The organism is Streptomyces violascens (assembly GCF_014649955.1).
GTDB lineage: Bacteria > Actinomycetota > Actinomycetes > Streptomycetales > Streptomycetaceae > Streptomyces > Streptomyces violascens.
The window spans coordinates 26,016-49,438 of the sequence record NZ_BMUA01000036.1 but is presented as its reverse complement, the minus strand read 5'-3'; the positions used below and the strand labels follow the sequence as shown (position 1 = coordinate 49,438).

The window sequence follows — 23,423 nt, the reverse complement described above, 5'->3', positions numbered from 1 at the left end:
TTCGGTGCCGGGAAAGGTGGTTGGTCCGCCCGGGGGCGCGCTGTGCGCGCCCCCGGGAAAGCCAGGCCGCCCCTGGGGCCGGAGCGCGCCTTACTGTTCTTCGAGGAAACGGTCGACGGCCGCCGCAATATCGGCCGCGTGCTCGGGACGGCAGATCTCGTAGTGCGTGCTCTTCACGTCGTGCACCGTCAGCGACCCGAGGATGTGCGACTTCCACTGGTCCATGTACGGAGCCTCGGGATTGAGCGTCGCGTTGAAGAAGAGGGCGTCGCCGTCGAAGACGGGCTGGTCGAACTTCTTCAGCATTTCCACGTTGTTGACCACGATGGACGATGCGATTTCGAGGAGGCGCTCTTCGCCGTTGTCGGCCAGTTCGCCGGAGTGGTCCTTGAGGAGACTCCGGACCTGGGCCACTTCGAGTTCCGCGTTGTTGGCGAAGTGACTTGCGGGAGCGGCGTCCAGGAGGCCGAGGAAGGCCACCTCGTGGCCGCGGCGCTGGAGTTCTGCCGCCATTGCGTGGGCGACGATTCCGCCGAAGGACCAGCCTGCCAGGTGGTAGGGGCCCTCGGGCTGGTTAGAGAATATCTGCTCCAGATAGTCGTTCACCAGAGATTCCACGGAATCCGGAAGAGGCAGCGTGCCGTCCAGTCCGCGCGCCTGGATTCCGTAGGAGGGCCGCTCCCCGGAAAGGTGCCCGGTGAAGCTCAGGTAGGGCCAGGCGAGGCCACCGGCGAGGTGGATCCACCACAACGGCTCCTTGTCCCCGCCGGTCTTGATGGGCAGGATCCGCGCGAACGGGTCGGCGTTCTCCTGGGAATCGGCGTCCGCCTCCAGATAGGCCGCGAGTTCGGCCACCGTCGGCGACTGGAACACCGCCCGCATGGGCAGCGCCACATCCATCCTGGCGCGGATCCGGCTGTTGAGCCGGGTCGCCAGAAGCGAATGCCCGCCGAGCGTGAAGAAGTTGTCGTCGATGCCGACCTTCTCCAGGCCCAGAATGTCCGCGAACAGTTCGGCGAGTGCCGATTCCGTCTCGTTGCGGGGCGCCCGGTATTCCACGCCGACGAATTCCGGCGACGGAAGTGCGGCCCGGTCGAGCTTTCCATTCGGTGTCAGCGGCAGCTTCTCCAGCATCATGAAGGCCGCCGGAACCATGAACGCGGGCAGCCTGTCCGTCGCGAACCGGCGCAGTTCGTCCACGTCAACGGCCCCTTGCTCGGCGACGGCATAGCCGACGAGCTGCTTGCCGGCCGCCCCGCCGTCCAGGGCGACGACGGCCGCCTGGGACACGCCCGGGTGGGCCACCAGGGCCGCCTCGACCTCGCCGGGCTCGATGCGGAACCCTCGGATCTTGACCTGGGCATCGCCCCGGCCGACGTATTCGAGCTGTCCGTCGCGGTTCCAGCGGGCCAGGTCGCCCGTGCGGTACATGCGCTCGCCGGCCGCGCCGTAGGGCGTTGCCACGAAGCGCTCGGCCGTCAGGTCGGCCCGGCCGCGGTAGCCGCGGCCGACGTTGCCCGCGATGTACAGCTCGCCGACCACGCCCACCGGCACCGGCTTGAGGCCGGGGCCGAGCACATAGGCGCGTACGTGGCCGAGCGGCGAGCCGATCGGGGCGCTGCCCGAGCCGTCCCAGTCCTCGGTGTCGGGGACCGTGAAGGTGGTCGCGTAGAACGACTCGCTCTGGCCGTAGGCGTTGACCATCCTGACGCCCGGGAAGGTCTCCCGGATCTGCTGCACCAGGCTCGCGGGCAGCGCCTCACCTGCGAAGACGAGGGTGTCGACGGTGGTCTTGTCGGCGAGCTGGTCGACGAGTTCGGCGAAGACGGAGGGGACGGTGGAGATGACGTTGCCCTCCCACCGGTCCTTCTCGCCGAGCGCGAGGACGTCGCGGACGACCTCGACGCTGCCGCCGGTCACCAGCGTCGTGAAGATCTCGAACGCGGAGACGTCGAAGTTGACCGAGGTGCCGGCCAGCATCCGCCGCCCGGGAGCGGCGCCGATCCGGGTCGCCAGGCGCAGCACGCCGTTGACGACGTTGGAGTGCGTGATGGCGACGCCCTTGGGCTTGCCCGTCGAGCCCGAGGTGTACATGACGTACGCCAGGTGCTGGGGCCGCAGGGGTGCGACCTTCTCGCCGTCGTCGACGCCCTCGCGCTCGCTGTCGAGGTCGAGTTCGTCGACGTACAGCTTCGGCACGTCGTTGTCGGGGAGCACCGAGACGGTCTTGGAGTCGGTGAGGACGAGCTGTGGGGCGGCCTCGGTGAGGATGTGCTCCAGGCGGTGGCTCGGGTACTTGGGGTCGATCGGCAGGTAGGCGCCGCCCGCCTTCAGGACCGCGAGCAGGCCCACCACCAGGTCGGTGGAGCGCGGCAGGGCGACCGCGACGACGCTCTCGGGGCCCACCCCGCTCTCGGTGAGCTCGACGGCCAGGCGGTTGGCCCGGATGTCGAGTTCGCGGTAGGTGAGCGAGACGCCCTCGTGGACGACGGCCTCGGCGTCCGGGGTGGCCACCACCTGGCGCTCGAAGAGCTCGGGGACGGTGGTCTCGGGCGCGGGGTCGTCGGCCTGGTTGAACTGGTTGAGCAGCCGGTCGCGTTCGGCCTCCTCCAGGACCTCGATCTGGGCGATGTGCCTGCCCGGGTCGGCGGCCAGCTGGCTGAGGATGCGCACCAGGGATGCCGCGAGGGACTCCACGGTGTCCCGGCCGAAGACGCCCTCCTTGTACTGGAGGGTGAGCCGCAGGTAGGGGTCGGCGTCGGCGAGCAGGGTCAGCGGGTAGTGGGTGCCGGAGAAGGGGCGGATGCCGGTGAAGGTGATGCCGCCCGCAGTGTTGGCCTCGGTCAGGCCCTCCTGGTCGACGGGGTAGGACTCGAACACCACGAGGGTGTCGAAGAGCGTCTTGAGCCCGGTGGCCTGGTGGATCTCGGCGAGCCCGTAGTGGTGGTGGTCCAGGAGGGCGGCCTGCCGCTTCTGGAGGCGCTGGAGCATCTCGGCGAGGGTGTCGCCGGGTGCGTACTCGACGCGTACCGGAAGGGTGTTGATGAACAGGCCGACCATCAGGTCGACGTCGGTGACCGTCGGCGGGCGGCCCGAGACGGTGGCGCCGAACAGCACGTCCTGGCGGCCGGTGAGCTCGCCGATCAGGACCGCCCAGGCGCCCTGGAGCAGGGTGTTGACGGTGATGCCGAGCTCGGAGGCGCGCCGGTTGAGCTGACGCGCCTCGTCCATCGGGAGCACCACGTCGACCTGTCCGGCGGCCGAGTCGTCGGCCTCGTCGGCGCCCTTGGGGGCCACGATGGTCGGCTCGTCGACGCCTTCGAGTTCGGCGGCCCAGGCGCGGGCCGTCTCGTCGTGGTCCTGCTTGTCCAGCCACACCAGGAAGTCGCGGTAGCCGCGGACCCGGGGCAGCACCGAGCCGTCGCCGGCCGATCCGTACAGCCTGAGGATGTCCTCCATCAGGATCGGGAAGGACCAGCCGTCGAACAGGACGTGGTGGGCGGTCAGGACCAGCTCCGACTTGTCCGGGCCCGTCTTGAGCAGGGCCAGGCGCAGCAGCGGCGGCTTCACCGGGTCGAAGTGCTGGTGGTGGTCCTCGGCCAGGAACCTCTCGAACGCGGCGTCGCGTTCGGCCTCGGGCAGGTGGGTCAGGTCGATCTCCTGCCACGGGACTTCCAGACCGTCGACGACGATCTGGACCTGGTTGCCCTCGGAGTCGTGGACGAAGGCGGTGCGCAGGTTGGCGTACCGGTCCAGGAGCGCCTGGCCGGCGGCGCGCATGCGGGCCGGGTCGGCCTGGCCGGAGATGTGGAAGGCGATCTGCATCTGGTAGGCGTCGATGGCCTCGTCGTCGTTGAGCATCGACTGGAAGAGCAGGCCGGACTGGAGCGCGGTGAGCGGCCAGGCGTCCGCCAGACCGGGGTAGTCGCGCTCCCAGGTCTCGATGTCGGACTGCGAGACCTTCTTGAGGAGGGGCAGGTCGGAGGGGGTGAGCCCGCCGGCCTCGGGGTCGGCGACGTGCCGGGTGAGGGCTTCGAGGGCCTGGCACCACAGGTCGGCGAGCTCCTGGACCTCTTCGCGGGTCAGTACGCCGGTGGGGAAGCCCACGATGGCGTCGAGCTGGGCGCCCAGCTCGGTGTCGATGACCGCGGAGTTGATCTCGACGGTGGACATGGCGGGCATGTCGGCATCGAGGTCGGCGGCCAGGTCCAGGTCGGCGACCTGCGTCCAGCCAAGGCCCCGCAGGTGCTCGGGCATGTCGGCGGAGGAGAAGCGGCCCAGGTAGTTGAAGCCGATCTGGCCGGTCGGGTGCTGCTTCAGCTCCGCCTCGGTGTCGGGGTTGAGGTAGCGCAGGAGGCCGAAGCCGAGGCCCTTGTCGGGGATGGCCAACAGCTGTTCCTTGACGGCCTTGACGACACCGCCCGCCGCGGGACCGCCCGCGAACGCCTCGTCGAGGTCGAAGCCGGTGGTGTCCAGGCGCAGCGGGAACATCGAGGTGAACCAGCCGACCGTGGTGGACAGGTCGGCGCCGGGCACGACGTCCTGCTCGCGGCCGTGGCCCTCCAGCTTGATCAGCGTCGACGGCTCGTCGATGCCCCGGTCCCGGCGCCACTTCGCGACCGCGAGGGCGAGGGCGGCGAGCAGGCCGTCGTTGACGCCGCCGTGGAAGGCGGCGGGCACCTTGGTGAGCAGCGCCTCGGTGACCGCGACGGGCAGGCGGACGGTGAACTGCTCGACCGTGGACAGGAGGTCGATGGCCGGGTCCAGGCGGCGTGAGCCGAGGACCGGGTCGGGGCCGTCCAGGGTGCGCCGCCACAGGTCCATCTCGGCGAGCCGGCTCTCGCTCTTCGCCTCGTCGACAAGGGCGTGCGTCCAGCGCCGTACCGAGGTGCCGACGGCCGGGAGTTCGGGGGTCTTGCCGGCCTTGACCTGCTCCCAGGCCTCGGCGAAGTCCGGGAGCAGGATGCGCCAGGACACGCCGTCGACCGCGATGTGGTGCAGGGCGACGAGCAGGCGGCCGGGGACCTCGGGGTTGGTGGAGTCGAACCAGACGAACTGGGCCATCACCCCGCCCGCGGTGTCCAGGCGGCCGGTGGCGGCGTTGAGTTCGACGGCGGCGAGCCGCTGCCAGTCCTCGTCCCACACCCCGTCGCACTCCACGCGGTGGATGAGCCCGGCCGCGTCCAGGGTGCCCTTCGGGTCGATCTCGATGGCTCCGCCGTCCTCCAGGAGCAGGCGCGAGCGCATGATGTCGTGCCGGTCGACAACCGCGTTGAGGGTGGCGACCAGGCCCTCCTCGTCGATGCCGAGCGGCAGGTCGAGGGCGAGCGACATGGAGAACCGGTCGTAACCGCCGCCCAGTTCGATCATGTACTTGACGATCGGCAGGAGCGGTACGAGGCCGACGCCGCCGCCCTCCAGCTCCTCCAGGACGACCGCGGTGCCGGTGCTCTCGGCGACCTGGGCGAGCTCGGCGACGGTGCGCTGCTCGAAGATCTGCCGGGGGCTGACCTCGACGCCCTGGGCGCGGGCGCGGGTGACGACCTGGATGGAGCGGATGGAGTCGCCGCCGACGGCGAAGAAGTCGTCGTCGATGCCGACCCGGTCCAGGCCCAGGACGTCGGCGTAGACGGCGGCCAGGACCTTCTCCTGCGGGGTGCGCGGCGCGCGGTAGGTGCCGCCGGTGAACTCCGGCTCCGGCAGGGCATTGCGGTCCAGCTTGCCGTTGGGCATGAGCGGCAGCCGGTCCATGATCACGAAGGCGGAGGGGACCATGAACTCCGGCAGGCGCTGTCCGACGAAGGCGCGCAGGTCGCGGGAGGAGACTCCGGCCGTCAGGTCGTAGTCGTTCTCGCCGACGTTCTCGGCGCTGGTGTGCTCGCCCGCGCCGACCGGCACGACGTAGCCGACCAGCTGCTTGGCGCTGTTGCTGCCGGCGCCCGCCCGTACGACGACGGCGGCCTGGGCGACGCCGGGGTGGGCGACCATCGCGGCCTCGACCTCGCCGGGCTCGATGCGGAAGCCGCGCACCTTGACCTGGGTGTCGCTGCGGCCCACGTATTCGAGGTCGCCGTCGGTGTTCCAGCGGGCGAGGTCGCCGGTGCGGTACATCCGCGAGCCGGGCTCGCCGTAGGGGTCGGCGACGAAGCGTTCGGCGGTCAGGTCGGGGCGGCCGAGGTAGCCGCGGCCGACGTTGCCGCCGACGTACAGCTCGCCGACCACGCCGGGGGCGACGGGCTGCAGGCCCGGGCCGAGCACGTAGGTGCGCATGTTGCCGAGCGGCGTTCCGATGGGCGCGCTGCCCATGCCCTCCCACTCCTGGTCGCCCCAGACGGCGAAGGAGGTGGCGTAGAACGACTCGGTCTGGCCGTAGGCGTTGATGACCTGGACGCCCGGGATGAGTTCCCGCATGCGGGTGACCAGCGTGGCCGGGAGTGCCTCGCCGGCGAAGACGACGGTGTCGACCTCGATGCTGCCCGCGAGCTGGTCGAGCAGCTCGGAGAAGGCGGAGGGGACGGTGGAGATGACGTTGCCGCTCCAGCCGCCGCGCTCGCCGATCACCAGGACGTCGCGGACGACCTCGATGGTGCCGCCGTGGCAGAGGTTGGTGAAGATCTCGAACGCGGAGACGTCGAAGTTGATCGAGGTGCCCGCCAGCGCCTTGCGGCCCGGACCCGCGTTGATGCGTGCGGCCAGCTGGGTGACGCCGTTGACGACGTTGTGGTGGCTGATCGCGACGCCCTTGGGGGTGCCGCTGGAGCCCGAGGTGTACATGACGTACGCCAGGTGCTGCGGCTTCAGGGCGGCCGTGCGGTCGCGGCCGGTCAGGTCGGCCGCGTCCCCGTTCTCCAGGTCGACGTCGCCGAGGAACAGGGCCTCGATGTCGGTCTTCGGCAGGACCGAGACCGTCTCGGCGTCGGTCAGGACGAGCTGGGGCTTGGCCTCGCCGAGGATGAACTCCAGGCGGTGGCTCGGGTACTTCGGGTCGATCGGCAGGTAGGCCGCGCCCGACTTCAGGACCGCCAGCATGCCGATCACGAGCTCCGCCGAGCGCGGCAGCGACAGGGCGACGACCGACTCGGGACCCACCCCGCGCGAGACCAGCTCGCGGGCAAGGCGGTTGGCGCGGGCGTTGACCTCGGCGTAGGTGAGTTCGGTGTCCTCGAAGACGACCGCGACCGCGTCCGGGGTCGCCGCCACCTGCTGCTCGAACAGGCCGGGCACGGTGACCTGCGGGGTCGGCACGGCCGTGTTGTTGTGGCCGCGCAGGACCAGCTCGCGCTCGGCCGGCTCCAGGACGTCGACCAGGCCGACCCGCACCGCCGGGTCCGCGACCAGTTGGCGCAGCACCCGTACGAAGCGGGCCGCCATCGCCTCGACGGTGGCGCGGTCGAACAGGTCGGTCGCGTACTCGATGAGGCCCTGGGCCTCGCGGCCGGTGGGCTCGGTGACCTCGGTCAGGTTGAAGAACAGGTCGAACTTGGCGGTGCCGGTGATGACGGGCACGAAGTCCACGCGCAGGCCCGGCAGGTCGAAGTCGGCCTGCGCGAAGTTCTGCCAGGCGAACATCACCTGGAACAGCGGGTGGTACGCGGTGGAGCGGTCCGGGTTGAGGAGCTCGACCAGGCGCTCGAAGGGGGCGTCCTGGTTGCCGTAGGCGCCGAGGGCCTTGTCCTTCACCTGGGCGATCAGCTCGTCGAAGGTGGGGTTGCCCGCGAGTTCGGCGCGCAGCACCCAGGTGTTGACGAAGAAGCCGATCAGGTCGTCGAGGGCGTCGTCGGTGCGGCCCGCGATCGGCGAGCCGATCGGGATGTCGTCGCCGGCCCCCAGCTGGTGCAGCAGGACCGCGAGGACGGACTGCATGACCATCGAGACCGTCACGTCGCGCTCGCGCGCCAACTCCTCGACGGCGGCGAGCAGTTGGGGCTCGACGGTGAACTCGATCATGTCGCCGCGGTAGCTGGCCTTCGGCGGCCGCGGCCGGTCGGCGGGCAGCTGGAGCGGCTGAGGGATGCCGGAGAGCTCCTTGTGCCAGTAGCCGGACTGGTCGGCGAGCACGCTCTCGGGGTCGTCGGCCTCGCCGAGCAGTTCGCGCTGCCAGATGGCGTAGTCGACGTACTGGACCGGGAGTTCCGCGAACTCGGGCACCTGGCCCGCGCGGCGGGCCGCGTAGGCGGCGGAGACCTCGCGGATCAGCGGGGCCATCGACTCGCCGTCGCTGGCGATGTGGTGGATGACCAGCGACAGGACGTGCTCCTGCGGGCCCATCGCCAGGATGCGGGCGCGCACCGGGATCTCGCGCTCCAGCGCGAAGGTGTACTCGGCGGTCTCGGAGATCGCCGCGTCCAGCTCCCCGGGCGCCACCTCCACCACGGGCACGTCCAGGACGGCCTCGTCCACCGGCACGACCAGCTGGAACGGCACGCCCTCGGCGTCCTCGCGGTAGACCGTGCGCAGGCTCTCGTGCCGCTCCACGACGTCCCCCAGCGCGGCAGCCAGGGCCGGTGCGTCGAGGTCGCCGGTGAGCTTGAGGTTCAGCGGGATGTTGTACGTCGCCGAGGGCCCCTCGAACTTGTCGATGAACCACAGGCGGCGCTGGGCGAAGGACAGCGGCAGCTTCTCGGGCCGCCGCTCCAGGCGGGTGAGCGCGGTGCGGACCTTGACGCCGGACGAGAGGTGGGTGGCGAGCTCGGCGACCGTCGGCGAACCGAAGACCACCTTGATCGGGACCTCCGCGCCGAGCACCGTACGGATCCGGCTGATCAGGCGGGTCGCGAGCAGCGAGTGCCCGCCGAGGGTGAAGAAGTTGTCGTCGATGCCGACCCGCTCCAGGCCGAGCACCTCGCCGAACAGGCCCGCCAGGGTCTCCTCGTCGGTGGTGCGCGGCGCCCGGTAGGCACCGGAGGTGAACTCCGGCTCCGGCAGCGCTGCCCGGTCCAGCTTGCCGTTGGGCATCAGCGGCAGCCGGTCCAGGGTCATGAAGACGGCCGGGACCATGAAGTCGGGCAGCCGCTCGGCGGCGGCCTCGCGCAGCTCCTCGGCCGTGATGCCGCCGGCCTCGGCCGGGACGACGTAGGCGACGAGCTGCTTGCCCGCGTTGCTGCCCGCGCCGGCCCGGGCGATGACGGCCGCCTGGGCGACCGCCGGGTGCGCCACGATCGCGGCCTCGACCTCGCCGGGCTCGATGCGGAAGCCGCGCACCTTGATCTGGGTGTCGCTGCGGCCGATGTATTCGAGCCGGCCCTCGCTGTTCCAGCGGGCCATGTCGCCGGTGCGGTACATCCGCGAACCGGGCACCCCGTACGGGTCGGCGACGAAGCGCTCGGCGGTCAGGTCGGGGCGGCCGCGGTAGCCGCGGCCGACGTTGCCGCCGATGTAGAGCTCTCCCGCCACGCCCTGCGGGACCGGCTGGAGGCCGGGGCTCAGGACGTAGGCGCGCATGTTGCCCAGCGGCGAGCCGATGGGGGCGCTGCCGAGGGCGGCCGGGGAGCCGGAGGCGGTGAAGGTGGTGGCGTAGAACGACTCGGTCTGGCCGTAGGCGTTGATGATCTGCACGCCGGGGAAGGCCTCGCGGGCCCGGTTGACCAGGTCGGCGGGGAGCGCCTCGCCGGCGAAGACCAGGACGTCCACGGACGTCTTGTCGGCGATCTGGTCGAGGAGTTCGGCGAAGGCGGAGGGGACGGTGGAGATGACGTTGCCGCTCCACCCGTCCCTCTCGCCGAGGACGAGGACGTCGCGGACGACCTCGACGGTGCCGCCGGTGCACAGCGTCGTGAAGATCTCGAACGCGGAGACGTCGAAGTTGATCGACGTGCCGGCGAGCGCCTTGCGGCCGGGACCGGCGCCGATGCGCTCGGCGAGCTGGGTGACGCCGTTGACCACGTTGTGGTGGGTGATGGCGACGCCCTTGGGGGTGCCGCTGGAGCCCGAGGTGTACATGACGTACGCCAGGTGGTCGGCGAGCAGGGCGCCCCTGCGGTCGCCGTCGCCGAGGTCGGGGACCCCGGCGGTGATGTCCAGGTCGACGTCGTCGAAGTCGACGTCACCCAGGAACAGCACCGGTGCGTCGGTCTTCGGCAGGACGGAGACGGTGTCGGCGTCGGTGAGGACCAGCTGGGGCTTGGCCTCGCCGAGGATGAACTCCAGGCGGTGGCTCGGGTACTTCGGGTCGATCGGCAGGTAGGCCGCCCCCGACTTGAGGACCGCGAGCAGCCCGATGACGAGCTCCGCCGAGCGCGGCAGCGAGAGCGCGACGACCGACTCGGGGCCCGCTCCCCTGCTGACCAGTTCGCGGGCGAGCCGGTTGGCGCGGGCGTTGACCTCGGCATACGTCAGCTCGGTGTCCTCGAAGACCACCGCGACCGCGTCCGGGGTCGCCGCCGCCTGCTGCTCGAAGAGCGCCGGGATCGTCGCGTCCGGGGTGAGGGCCTCGGCGGCGTTCAACTGCTCAATCAGATGCACTCGTTCAGCCGGCTCGAGGACGTCGACCCGGCCGACCGGGACCGTCGGGTCGGCGATCAGCTGGCGAAGGACCCGCAGCAGCCGGCCCGCCATGACCTCGACGGTGTCGCGGTCCAGGACGTGCTCCTGGAACTGCAGGGTCAGGCGCAGGTGCGGGTCGGCGTCGGCCATGACGGTCAGCGGGTAGTGCGTGCCGGTCGAGGGGCGGATGCCGGTGAAGGCGATGCCGGCCGCCGAGTTGGCGTCGCTGAGCCCGTCGCGGTCCACCGGGTAGGACTCGAACACCACCAGGGTGTCGAAGAGCGTCTTGAGGCCGGTGGCCTGGTGGATCTCGGTGAGGCCGTAGTGGTGGTGGTCCAGGAGGGCGGCCTGGCGCATCTGCAGGTTGTGCAGGACCTCGGCGAGGGTGTCGCTCTGGGTGTACTCGACGCGCACCGGGAGCGTGTTGATGAACATGCCGACGATGGAGTCGACGCCGGTGACGGCCGGGGGCCGGCCGGAGACGGTGGCGCCGAACACGACGTCCTGGCGGCCGGTGAGCTGGCCGAGCAGCACCGCCCAGGTGCCCTGGACCAGGGTGTTGACGGTGACGCCGAGCTCGGAGGCGCGCCGGTTCAGCTCGCGGACCTCCTCCAGCGGCAGCGGGACCTGGACGTGGCCGATGCCGGAGCTGCCGTGCTCCGAGGCCGCGCCCGGCAGCAGGATGGTCGGCTCCTCGACCCCGGCGAGCTCCTCGGCCCAGGCGCGGGCCGTCTCGTCGTGGTCCAGGCGGGAGAGGTGGACGAGGAAGTCCTTGAAGCCGCGGACCCTCGGCAGCACCGAGGCGTCGCCCGCCGACCCGTACAGGCGCAGCAGGTCCTGCATGAGGATCGGCAGGGACCAGCCGTCGAACAGGACGTGGTTGGCGGTCAGGACGAGCTCGGACTGGTCGTCCTCGGTGCGCACCAGGGTCAGGCGCAGCATCGGCGGGGTGACCGGGTCGAAGCTCCTGCGGTGGTCCTCGACGAGGAACCGGTCGAAGGCCTCGGCGCGGGCCTGCTCGTCGAGGCCGCGCAGGTCGATGTCCTGCCAGGGCACCTCCACGCCGTCGACGACGACCTGGACCTGGTGGCCGGCGAGGTCGGTGACGAACGCGGTGCGCAGGTTGGCGTGCCGGTCCAGCATGGCCTGGGCCGCGGCCCGCATGCGGGCGGGGTCGATGCGGCCTTCGATGTGGAAGGCCATCTGCATCTGGTAGGCGTCCCACGAGTCGTCGTTCAGCATCGTGTGGAACAGCAGGCCGGACTGGAGCGCGGTGAGCGGCCACACGTCCACCAGGCCCGGGTAGCGCTCCTCCCACACCTCGATGTCCTGCTGGGTGACGTTCACCAGCGGCAGGTCGGAGGGGGTCAGGCCGCCCGCCCCGGGGGCGGCGGCGTGCAGCGCGAGGGCCTCCAGGGCCTTGAACCACAGCCCGATGAGCTCCTCGACATCCGCGCGGGCGAGCAGGCCCGCGGGGAAGCCGGCCGAGACGTCCAGCTGGGCGCCCTGATCGGTGTCGATGACCATCGAGTTGATTTCGAGCGACGACATGGCCGGCATGTCCTCGTCGAGGGGGGCGGCCATCTCGGATATCTGGGTGAAGCCGAGGCCGCGCAGGCTCTCCGGCATGTCGGCGGAGGAGAAGCGGCCCAGGTAGTTGAAGCCGATCTGGCCGGTGGCGAGCTGCTTCAGCTCGGCGGCGGTCTCCTCGTTGAGGTAGCGCAGGAGGCCGAAGCCGAGGCCCTTGTCGGGGATGGCCAGCAGCTGTTCCTTGACGGCCTTGACGACGCCGCCCGCCGCGGGACCGCCCGCGAACGCCTCGTCGAGGTCGAAGCCCGCCGTGTCCAGGCGTACCGGGAACATCGAGGTGAACCAGCCGACCGTGGTGGACAGGTCGGCGCCGGGCACGACGTCCTGCTCGCGGCCGTGGCCCTCCAGCTTGATGAGGGTGGAGGTCTCCTCGATGCCCCGGTCCCGGCGCCACTTCGCGACGGCGAGGGCGAGGGCGGCGAGCAGGCCGTCGTTGACGCCGCCGTGGAAGGCGGCGGGCACCTTGGTCAGGAGGGCGTCGGTGATGTGCGCGGGGAGCTGCACGGTGAGGTGGTCCAGCGCCGTGCGGGTGTCGACGGCCGGGTCGAGCGCGCGGGAGCCGAGCAGCGGGTCGGGGCCGTCCAGGACCGAGCGCCACAGCGGGAGTTCCGCGGTGCGCTCGGGGCTGTTGGCCTCGTCGATCAGTGCGTGCGTCCAGCGGCGCACCGAGGTGCCCGACTGCGGCAGTTCGGGGGTCTTGCCGTCCTTGACCTGCTGCCAGGCGGCGGCGAAGTCGGGGAGCAGGATGCGCCAGGACACTCCGTCGATGACGGCGTGGTGCAGGGCGATGACCAGGCGGCCCGGGATGGTGGCATCGGTCGGGTCGAACCACACGAACTGGGCCATCACACCGGCCGCGGTGTCCAGGCGGCCGGTCGCGGCATCGAGTTCGGCCTCGGCGCTCGCCTGCCAGGCCTCGTCCCAGGTGCCGTCGCAGGAGATGCGGCGGATCAGCGCGGACGTGTCGACCGAGCCCGCGGGGTCGACGCGCATCGCGCCGCCGTCCTCGGTGAGGATGGCCGAGCGCAGGATGTCGTGCCGGTCGAAGACCGCGTTCAGCGTGGCGACCAGGCCCGGCTCGTCGATGTCCAGCGGGAGTTCGGCGAGCAGCGACATGGAGAACCGGTCGTACCCGCCGCCCAGCTCCAGCATGTACTGGGCGATGGGGAGCAGCGGGAGCAGGCCGGTGCCGCCGCCCTCGAACTCCTCCAGGACGATGCCGCCCGTGCTTTCGGTCCTGGCCACGTCGGCCAGGTCGGCGACGGTGCGGCACTCGAAGATCTGCCGGGGGGTGACCTCCAGGCCCTGGGCGCGGGCCCGGGAGACGACCTGGATGGAGCGGATGGAGTCGCCGCCGACGGCGAAGAAGTCGTCGTCGATGCCGACCCGGTCCAGGCCCAGGACCTCGGCGTACACGCCGGCCAGGACCTTCTCGGCGTCGCTGCGCGGCGCTCGGTACTCGCCGCCGGTGAACTCCGGCTCCGGCAACGCCTTGCGGTCCAGCTTGCCGTTGGGCATGAGCGGCAGCCGGTCGAGGATGACGAAGGCGGAGGGGACCATGAAGTCGGGCAGCCGCTGCGAGGCGAAGGCCCGCAGATCGGTGGCCTCGATGCCGGAGCGGAAGTCGTGGCTGTTCTCGTCGCTGGTGAAGGCGGGGACGACGTAGCCGACGAGCTGCTTGGCGGCGTTGGTGCCCTGGCCCTCGCGGGCGATGACGGCGGCCTGGCCGACGCCGGGGTGGGCGAGCAGCGCCGCCTCGACCTCGCCGGGCTCGATGCGGAAGCCGCGCACCTTGACCTGGGAGTCGCCGCGGCCGACGTATTCGAGCTGGCCGTCGCTGTTCCAGCGGGCCATGTCGCCGGTGCGGTACATCCGGTCGCCGGGGGTGCCGAACAGGTCGGGCAGGAAGCGCTCGAAGGTCAGGTCGGGGCGGCCGAGGTAGCCGCGTGCCACGTTGCCCGCGATGTAGAGCTCTCCCGCGACGCCCGGGGCGACCGGGCGCAGGGTCGGGCCGAGGACGTAGGCGCGCATGTTGCCCAGCGGGCGGCCGATCGGGGCGTTGCCGCTGCCTTCCCACTCCTGGCCGTCGGCGACGGTGAAGGCGGTGGCGTAGAACGACTCGGTCTGGCCGTAGGCGTTGACGACGCGTACGCCGGGGAACGTCTCGCGGACCTTGGTGACGAGGGAGGCCGGGAGGGCCTCGCCGGCGAAGACCAGGGTGTCGACGGTGATGCGGTCGGCGATCTGGTCGACGAGCTCGCCGAAGGCGGACGGCACGGTGGAGATGATGTGGCCGTCCCAGCGCTCGCGGTCAGCCAGGACCAGGACGTCGCGGACGACCTCGATGGTGCCGCCGTGGCAGAGGTTGGTGAAGATCTCGAACGCGGAGACGTCGAAGTTGATGGACGTGCCGGCCAGTGCCTTTCGGCCGGGACCTGCGCCGATGCGCTCGGCGAGGTGGGTGATGCCGTTGACGACGTTGGCGTGGGTGATGGCGACGCCCTTGGGGGTGCCGCTGGAGCCCGAGGTGTACATGACGTACGCCAGGTGCTGCTGTCCCAGAGGTCCCGAACGGTCGGCGTCGGTGAGGTCGGCCGCGTCCCCGATTTCCGGGTCGACGTCGCCGAGGAAGAGGACGGGGGTGTCGGTCTTCGGCAGGACGGAGACGGTGTCGGCGTCGGTGAGGATCAGCTGGGGCTTGGCCTCGCCGAGGATGAACTCCAGGCGGTGGCTCGGGTACTTCGGGTCGATCGGCAGGTAGGCGCCGCCCGCCTTCAGGACCGCGAGGAGGCCGATGACGAGTTCGGCCGAGCGCGGCAGGGAGAGCGCGACGACCGACTCGGGGCCGACCCCGCGCGAGACCAGCTCGCGGGCGAGCCGGTTGGCGCGGGCGTTGACCTCGGCATACGTCAGCTCGGCGTCTTCGAAGACCACCGCGACCGCGTCCGGCGTCGCCGCCGCCTGCTGCTCGAAGAGCGCCGGGACGGTGACCTGGGGGACCTCGGCGGCGGTGGCGTTGAGCGCGGCGAACTGCTCGCGCTCGGCCGGGGAGAGGATCTCCAGGGCGCCGACGGGCTTGGCGGGGTCGGCGATCAGCTGGGCCAGGACCCGTACGTAGCGCTCGCCGATGCTCTGGACGGTGTCGCGGTCGAACAGGTCGGTGGCGTACTCGATGGTGCCGCGCGCGCCGTCGCCCTCGGCGGCCGGGGCCACGTTGAACTCCAGGTCGAACTTGGAGCTCTTGGTGCCCAGCTGCTCGAAGTCCAGGCGGGCCTCGAGGCCCGGCAGGTCGATCTCGGCGCGGCTGATGTTCTGCCAGGCGAAGAACACCTGGAACAGCGGGTTGTAGGCGGTGGAGCGCTCCGGCGCGAGCTGGTCGACCAGCATCTCGAACGGGGCGTCCTGGTTCTCGTACGCGCCGAGCGCCTTGTCCTTCACCTGGTCGAGCAGGCTCTCGAAGGAGGGGTTGCCGGGCAGCTGGACCCGCAGCACCCAGGTGTTGACGAAGAAGCCGACCAGGTCGGCGAGGTCCTCGTCGATGCGGCCCGCGATCGGCGAGCCGATCGGGATGTCGGTGCCGGCGCCCAGGTGGTGCAGGAGCACGGCGAGCGTGGACTGCAGGACCATCGAGACGGTCAGGCCCTTGTCCTGCGCCAACTGCTCGACGGCGGCCCGCAGTTCGGGCTCGATGTGGAACTCGACGGTGTCGCCGCCGTGGCTGGCCGTCGACGGGCGGACCCGGTCGAGCGGCAGCGGGAGCGGCTGGTCCATGCCGGCCAGCTCCTCGCGCCAGTGGGCGAGCTGGCTGTACAGCATGGACTCGGGGTCGTTCTCGTCGCCGAGCAGGTCGCGCTGCCACAGCGTGTAGTCCGAGTACTGGACCGGCAGGTCCTCCCACCCGGGCGCCTCGCCCTCGATGCGGGCGGTGTAGGCCTCGGTCAGGTCCCGCAGGAGCGGCACCGCCGACTCGCCGTCCGCCGCGATGTGGTGGAACAGGAGGACCAGGACGTGCCCGTCCGGGCCGTGCTTCAGGATCCGGGCCCGGACGGGGATCTCCGCGTACAGGTCGAACGCGTAGTTGATCGCTTCGGCAATGGCGTCGTCCACCTTGTCCGGCCGCACCGGCACGACCGGCACGTCGAGGACGGCGTCCTCGACCGGCAGGATCCGCTGGTACGGGACGCCCTCCTCCTCGAAGAGGACAGTGCGCAGGCTCTCGTGCCGGCCCACCACGTCCCTGAGCGCGGCGGTGAGTGCCGCGGTGTCCAGGTCGCCCGTCAGCCACAACGCCAGGGGGACGTTGTAGGTCGCCGAGGGCCCCTCGAAACGGTCGAGGAACCAAAGGCGTCGCTGTGCATAGGACAAGGGGATCACTTTGGGTCTACTCCTTGGTCATCTTGCGCAGACGGGGCCGGCTCTTCGTAGCAGTGGCCTGGATCTGACCCGAAAGCTCCGCAATTGTTGAATACTGGAAAATTGTTCTGATGGACGCTTCGAGACCGAGCGTCCGGCGCATCCGGCCGATCAGCCGGGTCGCCTTCAGCGAATTGCCGCCGAGGGCGAAGAAGTTGTCGTCGATGCCGACCCGCTCCACGCCGAGGATCTCGGCGAACAGCGCGCACAGCGCCTCTTCCTGCTCGGTGCGCCCGGCCCGGAACCCGTCGTCCGCGCCCTGCGCGCCGGGCTCGGGCAGCGCCCGGTGGTCCACGGTCCCGTCAGCGGCCAGAGGCAGTTCCTCCAGCGTCACGAAGGTCGCGGGGACCATGTACTCGGGCAGGTTCCGCGCCACGAACTCGTGCAGTTCCTCCGCCTCGGGCGCCGTGGCGCCGCGCAGCGGGACGACGTAGCCGATGAGCTGGTCGCTGCCGTCCTCGCCCGGCCGGGCGACGGCCGCCGCCTGGGAGAGCGCCGGGTGGGCGGCGAGGGCGGCCTCGACGTCGCCGATCTGGAAGCGGTGGCCGCGGACCTTGGCCTGCACCCCGCCGCGCCCCACGTATTCGAGGCGCCCCTCGCTGTTCCAGCGGGCCAGGTCGCCCGTGCGGTACATCCGCGAGCCGGGCACCCCGTACGGGTCGGCGATGAAGCGCTGGGCGGTCAGGCCCGCGTGCCCGTGGTAGCCGCGGGCCACCTCGCCCGCGACGTACAGCTCGCCGGTCACTCCGGCCGGTACGAGCTGGAGGGCCGGGCTCAGGACGTAGGCCCGCATGCTGCCGAGCACGGAGCCGAGCGGGGCCGCGCCCTGCCCGGTCCATCCTTCGGCGGCACTCAGTGCGGTCGCGCGGATCGTCTCGGTCGGCCCGTACGCGCTGACCACCCGCACTCCGGGGATCACTTCGCGCACGCGCTGGATGAACGAGCCGAGCAGGACGTCGCCGGTGAACACCGTGGTGGTGGCCCGGATGGGGCCGGCCGCGCGGTTGAGCAGGTCCGCGAAGAGCGGGGCGACCGTGCTGATGACGTCGCCGCTCCAGCCCTCGGGGCGGGCCAGCGTCAAAAGGTCCGCCACGACTTCGACGCCCGCTCCGGCGCACAGGCCGGTCAGGAGCTCGAAGGCGGTCGCGTCCCCGTGCGGAGATGCTGCCAGCATCCGGGCGCCGGGCACCAGGCCCGCGCTGCCGGCGAAGCGGACCACGCCATTGGCGAGCGCCCGGTGGCTGATGGCGACGCCGCTGTTGGCGCCGGACAGGTAGCGCACGCACGCCAGGTGCTGGGGCCCAAGAGCCGCGTTGCGCTCCCGGTCACCCAGATCGGCCGTCAACTCCCCTTCTTCCAGGGCGAGTTCGTCGAGCGAGAGGAGCGGTACGCCCGCCTGGAGGAGCTCGTCGGCCAGTGGCGCGGCGCTCGCCGAGGTGAGGATCAGCTCGGGGGCCGCCTCCATCAGGACGACGTCGCGCTGGCGTTCGGTGTACTCCGGGCTGATCAGTACGTATCCGGCGCCGGCCTTCAGGGTGCCGATCAGGGCGATCGCCAGGTCCGCGGTGCGCGCCACGGCGAGCCCGACCACGGACTCGGGGCCCGCGCTCGCCCGCACCAGGTGGTGCGCCAGGCGGTTGGCCCGCGCGTTCAGCTCCCCGTAGGTGAGCTCGCTGCCCTCGAAGCGGACCGCGACGGCGTCCGGGGTGGCCGCCGCCTGCCGCTCGAAGAGGGCGGTGACGGTCCCGTCGGGCAGGTCGCCGGCGGTGGCGTCGTACGTGCCGAGCAGCTGCTCGCGCTCGGCGGGAAGGAGCACGTCCACGGCGGCGATGCGCCGGCCCGCGTCGTCGGCGAGCTGGCCGAGCACCGAGCGGAAGCGGGCCGCGATGTCCTCGGCGGTGCCCCGGTCGAAGAGGTTCTGGTGGTACTGCAGGGTGAGCCGGTCCGCCTCGACGATCAGCGCGAGCGGGTAGCTGGCGCCGCCCACCGACTGGATGCCGGTGACCTCGATGCCGGCCGCTGCGCTCGCCTCGGCCGTCGCGGCCCGGTCGGCGGGGTAGGACTGGAACGCCACCAGCGTGTCGAAGAGGGCGTCGAAGCCGGTCGCCTGGTGGATCTCGGTGAGGCTGTGGTGGTGGTGGTCGAGCAGCGCCGTCTGGCGCTCCTGAAGGCCGGTGAGCAGCTCGGCGAGCGAGTCGCCGGGCGCGCACCGGGCCCGTACCGGCAGGGTGTTGATGAACAGGCCGACCATCGACTCGACGCCGGGCAGGGTGCCGGGACGGCCGGAGACGGTGGCGCCGAACACGACGTCCTGGCGGCCGGTCAGCGCGGACAGGAGCACCGCCCAGGCGCCCTGCACCAGCGTGTTGGTGGTGACGCCCAACTCGGCTCCCCGCCGGGCCAGTTGACGTACCTCGTCGGCGGTGAGGTCCAGGGCGACCTCGCCGACGCTCGCGTTCTGGGTGCGCGAGGCGGTCGCGGGGACCAGCGTGGTCGGGGCGTCCAGCCCGGCGAGCTCGGTGGCCCAGGCGGCCGCGCTCTCGGCGCGGTCCTGGCGGGCCAGCCAGGCCAGGAAGTCGCGGAAGCCGCGCACCTCGGGCAGAGCGGACGCCTCGCCGCCGCTCGCGTACAGGCGCAGCAGGTCCTGGCCGATGATCTGCTCCGACCAGCCGTCGATCAGGACGTGGTGGGAGGAGAGGACCAGTTCGCTCTGCTCGGGGCTCAGGCGGACCAGGGCCAGGCGGAGCAGCGGGGGCGCGGCCAGGTCGAAGCGGTCGGCCCGGTCCTCGGCGAGGAACGCCTCGAAGGCGGCGTCGCGGTCGGCGTCGGTGAGGTCGCTCAGGTCGATCTCGCGCCAGGGCAGTTCGGCACCGTCGACGACGACCTGCACCAGGTTGCCCGCGGCATCGGCGGTGAAGCCCGCCCGCAGGTTGGCGTAGCGCTCCAGGAGCGCCTGGCCGACCGCCCGCATGCGGTCCGCGTCCACGGCGCCGGACAGGTGGTAGACGGTCTGCATCTGGTAGGCGTCGTCGCCGGTGTCGCTCAGCATCGACTCGAAGAGCATCCCGGACTGCATCGCGGTCAGCGGCCACACGTCGGCGAGGTTCGGGTAGCGGCGGGCGAAGGCCTCGATGTCGTCCTGGGTGAGGTCGACGAGCGGCGCCGAGGCGTCCTCCGCCTGGGCACTCTCGTCGGCGTCGGTGGCCACCAGGGCGAGTTCGGCGACCGTGCGGGACTGCAGGACCTGGCGCGGGGTGACCTCGATGGCGCGGGCGCGGCAGCGGGTGACGACCTGGATGGAGCGGATGGAGTCGCCGCCCAGCGCGATGAAGTCGTCGTCGACGCCGACCCGCTCCACGCCCAGGACCTCGGCGAAGACACCGGCCAGGATCTCCTCGCGTTCGGTGCGCGGTGCCCGGTAGTCGGCGTCGGTGAAGGAGGGGGCGGGCATGCCCTTGCGGTCGAGCTTGCCGTTCGGGGTGAGCGGCAGCTTGTCGAGGGCGACGAAGGCGGCCGGGACCATGTAGTCGGGCAGCTTGGCCGCGGCCAGGGTGCGCAGTTCGTCGAGGTCGACGTGTGCGCCGCCGGTGGCGACGTAGGCGACCAGGCGCCGCCCGTCGTGGGCGACGACCGCGCTCTGGAGCACCGCGGGGTGCGAGCGAAGGACGGCCTCGATCTCGCCGAGTTCGACGCGCAGGCCGTGGATCTTGACCTGGAAGTCGATGCGGCCGAGCAGTTCGATCATTCCGTCGGCGCCGTGGCGGGCCAGGTCGCCGGTGCGGTAGATCCGGTCGGTGACCTCGCCGTGCGACCACTGAAGGAAGCGTTCGGCGGTGCGCTCGGCCTGGCCGAGGTAGCCGCGGGCCAGGCCCACGCCCGCCAGGTACAGCTCGCCGGGCACGCCGGGCGGGACCGGCTGCAGGGCCGCGTCCAGGATGTAGGTGCGCTGGTTGGCCATCGGGCGCCCGTACGGGATGGACGTCCACTCGGGGTCGCTCTGCTCCACCTCGAAGATCGTGGAGTGGATGGAGGCCTCGGTGGCGCCGCCCATCGCGATGAACCTCAGGCCGGGGGCGATCGCGTGGACCCGGTCGGGCAGCGTGACCGGCACCCAGTCGCCGCCGAGCAGCGCCAGGCGCAGCAGCGGCAGCGGCTCGGAGCCGCTCTGCTCGACCTGGTCGGTGAGCAGCTCCAGCAGGGCCGGGGCGGAGTTCCACAGGGTGACGCCGTGGGTGCGCAGGAGTTCGGCCCAGTGCGCGGGGTCCTTGGTGCGGGCCGCGTCCGGGATCACGACGGCGGCGCCGGAGGTGGCCATGCCCAGGTACTCGTACACCGACAGGTCGAAGCTGGGCGAGGACAGCGAGAGCACCGAGTCGCCGGGGCCCACCTGGAAGCGGGTGTTGAGGTCGGCGAGGTTGTTCCTCACGCCGCGGTGGCGCAGCGCGATCGGCTTGGGCGCGCCGGTGGAACCGGAGGTGTGGATGATGTAGCAGAGGTCGTCGGGGCCGGAGGTGCGGCCCTGGTTGCCGGCCGGGAGCGCGGCGAGCATCTCGGCGTCGCGGTCCAGGAGCACCAGCGGGCGGGCGTCGCCGTCGTCGGGCAGGTTCGCGGTGAGCGCCTCGCGGCTGATCATCACGGCGCAGGCGGTGCCCTGGACCATGGTGGCGATGCGCTGGGCCGGGTAGTCGGGGTCGAGCGGCACATAGGCGCCGCCCGCCTTCAGGATGCCGAGCACCGCGATGAGGAGCTGCGGCGAGCGGTCCAGGCACAGGCCGACGCGTACGTCCGGGCCGACGCCGAGCGAGATCAGGTGGTGGGCGAGGCGGTTGGCCGCGGTGTTGACGTCGCCGTAGGTGTAGCGCTCGCCCGCGTGGATCGCGGCGACGGCCTCGGGGTCCCGGGCCGCCTGGGCTTCGAACGCCTCGTGCAGGGTGACGTCGTGCGGCAGGTCCGTCTCGGTGAGGTTCCACTCGACGAGGGTGGTGTGCAGCTCGGCGTCGGTGAGCAGCTGGAGCTCGGCGACGGCCTTGTCGGGCGCGCCGAGCGCGTCGGTGAGCAGGGTGGCGAAGTGGGCCAGGAGGCGGGCCGCGCTCGCGGCGCCGTACAGCTCGCCGTCGTAGTGGAGTTCCAGGGCGGTGCCGCGCACCACCAGCTGGAGCTCGAACGGGGCGTCGCCGTCGGCTGCTTCACCGTCGCCGGCCAGGCGCAGCGCGACCGGGGCGACGCTCGCGCCCGGGGTGCGGGCGTCCGCGCCGGCGTCGGCGAGGGACCACAGGGTGGCGTCGGCGCCGACCAGGAAGCGGGCCTCGCCGCCCTGAAGGGCGAAGGAGATGGCCTCCTGGCCCGTGTAGCGGAAGAGGAAGGCTGCGAAGGCGGCGAGCAGCACCTCGTCCCGGGGCGTCTCGACCGCCGTCTCCGGTACGTCGATGGCCGCGTGGGCCACGGCCGAGCACCGGGACCCGACGCCCGGCCTGCGCGGCCGGTCCGTCGGCAGCAGCACCGGCGGCCACACCGGTGCGGCGGCGTCCTGGGGGTCGTGGTTCACTGTCCGGCTCCAATCAGGGATGCGGGGATGCTGTCGCAGCGCTCCAGCGGCAGCGGGTAGCGGGCGCACAGGCTCTTGACGTCCTCGCGGACCTGGGCTGCCAGCGCCGGGTCGATCTGGTACTCGGTGTCGCTCAGGGCGGTGGTGGCCGCCAGCACGGTGTGCATCAGGCGGGCGCAGTCGCGCATCTGGGCGGGGCCCATGCCGCGCTGGGCGAGGATGTTGGTGCCGAGCCGCAGACCGCTGGTGACCAGCGGCGACTTGGTGTCGCCCGGGATGCGGTTGCGGTTGGCGAGGATCGCGCACTGTTCCAGGGCGCGTTCGGCGACGACGCCGCTCAGGCCGCTCTCGATGATGTCGACGAGCACGATGTGGTTGTCGGTGCCGCCGGTCAGGATCCGGTAGCCGAGCGAGGCCAGTTCGGCGGCGAGCGCCCTCGCGCTCGCCACGATCAGCTGCGTCGTCTCGGCGAAGCCGTCGGTGTCGGCCAGCGCGAACGCGCGGGCCTTGGCGGCGATGGCGGCCGGGCTGGGCGTGCCCTGCGACTGCGGGAACACCGCCCGCTGCATCAGCCGCGACAGCGGGGTCTTGCCGTCGGGACCGAAGGAGCTGTGGTCGCGGCCGGACAGGATCAGTCCGCCGCGCGGGCCGCCGAGCTGCTTGTAGGTGCTCATCGTGGTGATGTGCGCCAGGTCCACGGGGCTGGGGTGCTCGCCGGTGGCGACCAGGCCCGCGATGTGGGAGATGTCCGCGAGCAGGTAGGCCCCGACCGAGTCGGCGATGGTGCGGAAGCGGGCGAAGTCGATGGTGCGGGGATACGCGCTGGCCCCCGCGATGATGAGCTTGGGGCGGTGCAGGCGGGCGAGTTCGGCGACCTGGCCGTAGTCGATGCGGCCCGTCTCGTCCAGGCCGTAGTGCACCGCGTTGTAGTGACGGCCCGTCACCGAGGCCGGGGAGCCGTGGGTGAGGTGGCCGCCCGCGTCCAGGTGCAGGCCGAGGATGGTGCCGCCCGCCGGGACGAGCGCCGCGAGGACCGCGAGGTTGGCCGAGGAGCAGGAGTGCGCCTGGACGTTGGCGTACTGGGCGCCGAAGAGGTCCTTGGCCCGGGCGACCGCCAGGCGCTCGACCTCGTCGAAGCGGGCGGCGCCGGGGTGGTAGCGGTGGCCGGGGTAGCCCTCGGCGGTCACGTTCGACAGGGCCGCGCCGCCGGCCGCGAGGACCGACGGGTCGGCGATGCTGGCGGAGGCGATCATCGCGAGCGTCGCGTCCTGGTGGCGGACCTCCGCGTCAAGCAGGGCCGCGAGCTCCGGGTCCGTGCGGTGCAGGGAGTCCATGCCGATCCGCAGCTGCCTGGCCTGCTCCCCTCCCGTCTCGGAAGCGACATCCTCAAGGG

General features: G+C 71.8%; 3 protein-coding genes. All 3 read right to left on the bottom strand.

What is annotated here, in order from left to right:
- Positions 1–90 precede the first annotated feature (90 nt).
- From IE206_RS37760 to glyA, 3 genes are read right to left on the bottom strand one after another with little or no spacing between them, the layout of a single operon-like run.
- Positions 91–16,446 carry a non-ribosomal peptide synthetase gene (locus IE206_RS37760; protein ID WP_189970500.1) on the bottom strand — a complete coding sequence of 5,452 codons (16,356 nt, stop codon included), beginning with the start codon at positions 16,444–16,446 and terminating at the stop codon, positions 91–93.
- Positions 16,447–16,453: 7 nt separating this feature from the next.
- Complete coding sequence (locus tag IE206_RS37755; RefSeq protein WP_189970498.1) at positions 16,454–22,030, bottom strand: non-ribosomal peptide synthetase; 5,577 nt, start codon at positions 22,028–22,030, stop codon at positions 16,454–16,456.
- Complete coding sequence (gene glyA / locus IE206_RS37750; RefSeq protein ID WP_189970539.1) at positions 22,027–23,364, bottom strand: serine hydroxymethyltransferase; 1,338 nt, start codon at positions 23,362–23,364, stop codon at positions 22,027–22,029. Before glyA ends, IE206_RS37755 begins: the two co-directional genes overlap by 4 nt.
- Between the last annotated feature and the right edge of the window lie 59 nt (positions 23,365–23,423).